The sequence below is a fragment of the Pseudonocardia sp. SID8383 genome (genome assembly GCF_009864975.1).
GTDB lineage: Bacteria > Actinomycetota > Actinomycetes > Mycobacteriales > Pseudonocardiaceae > Pseudonocardia > Pseudonocardia alni.
Window position 1 is genome coordinate 1 of record NZ_WWFY01000637.1, and the last position, 1,532, is coordinate 1,532.

The following is a 1,532-nucleotide window of genomic DNA, read 5'->3' on the forward strand; positions in this document are numbered from 1 at the left end:
CGCGCCGCTGGTGTTCACCGCGGGCCACGCGGCCCCCGCACTGCGGGACCTGCTCGGCGACGCCGCCGAGGTCGTCGCCGCGGGGGACCCGCCGGACCCGTGCGCGGTGCTCGACGACCTGGCCGCCCGCGGCGTGCGACGGCTGCTGGTCGAGGGCGGGGGCGGCGTGCACACCGCGTTCCTCACCGCCGGGCTGGTCGACGAGCTGCACGTGGTCGTCGCGCCGTTCTTCGTCGGCGACGCCCGCGCCCCCCGCTTCGTGCAGGACGGCCGGTTCCCGCAGTGCCCGCAGCGCGGCATGTCCCTGGTGGAGGCACGCCCGATGGGCGACCTGGTGCTGCTGCGCTACCGCGCGTCCTGACCGGTCACGAGAACGCGGCCAGGAAGCGGTCCCGGAACTCGGCCATCAGCCACGGCGGCGCGTCCGGCGGCGGGAGCAGCCCGGGCGTCCAGCCCCAGTCGTCGATCCGGTCCAGCACGTCGGTGTCGCGGGTGATGACCGAGACGGGGACGTCGGAGCCCGCGCCGGGCCCGGACACCGTCGCGCCGGGCTCGTGGTCGCCCAGCATCAGGACGACGAGGTCCCGGTCGCCCTCCGGGCGGTCGGCGACCCAGCCGGTGGCGCTGCGCAGCGCGTACTCCAGCGAGGTCAGGTAGTCCCCGCGCAGCGTCTCCCGGTCCAGGGAGAAGATCGTGTCGTAGGACTGCTGGCCGCCGGCGTACGGCCCGTAGACGGCGCCGTCGCCGATCCCGGCCGGGTCCAGCAGCGGCGGCACCGGCGACCACGGCGCGTGGCTGGAGGTCAGCACCACGGTGCCGAGCACCGGGCCCCGGTCGGGGCGGTCGAGCTCGAGCCGGGAGAACGCGTCGAGGGTGTACTGGTCGGGCATCGGGGACCAGCTGAACGGCGGGCCGGCGTAGCCGAGGTCGTCGCCGGCGTACACCCGCTGGTGGCCGAAGAACGCTGCCTCGGGCCACTCCCGCGTCGTCGCCGGGGTGATCACGGTGGTCTCCCACCCGGCGTCGCGGAACGCGCGGGGCAGCGTCAGCCGGTCGGACGCGGTGAGCCGGTCGTGCGCGCCCTGGTCGGCGATGGAGAGCCCGGAGAACAGCGTCGCGTGGGCGAGCCAGCTGCCGCCGCCGTTGATCGGTGCGGTGAGCACGCCGCTGCGCGCGCCGTACCCGGCCGCGGTGAGGCGGGCGTCGGCCTCGGCGAGGACCGGCCGGATCCGGGGCGCCATCGCGGGGGCGTTCTGGGCATTGCGGCCGTAGCTCTCCACGAAGGTGATCACGACGTCCTTGCCGCGCAGCGCGGACAGCAGCGCGTCGGGCTGGGCGTCGTCCCAGCCGTCGCGGGCCAGGCTCTCGGTGAGCTCGCGGCGCTCCCGCAGCATCTCGGGGACCTGCTGGGCACGGTGCGCGACCTCGGCGACGCCGTCGGCGGCGGCCACCGGCACCCCGGGGACCAGGCGGGCGTCGGCGACCGTGCCCACGACCAGCCAGGCCGCGGCCAGCAGCGCGGCGACGCCGAC

Annotated in this window: 2 protein-coding genes; one reads left to right on the forward strand and one right to left on the reverse strand. The window is 76.6% G+C overall.

Annotation, left to right across the window (positions count from 1 at the left end; all coding sequences use genetic code 11):
* Nucleotides 1-361 (forward strand): RibD family protein (locus GTW08_RS15680; RefSeq protein WP_202417227.1); only part of this gene is annotated, 361 nt, incomplete at its 5' end.
* A gap of 4 nt (nt 362-365) precedes the next feature.
* Here the strand turns inward: GTW08_RS15680 and GTW08_RS15685 are convergent.
* A partial coding sequence (locus GTW08_RS15685) for a sulfatase (protein WP_161152124.1) occupies nt 366-1,532 on the reverse strand: 1,167 nt, incomplete at its 5' end.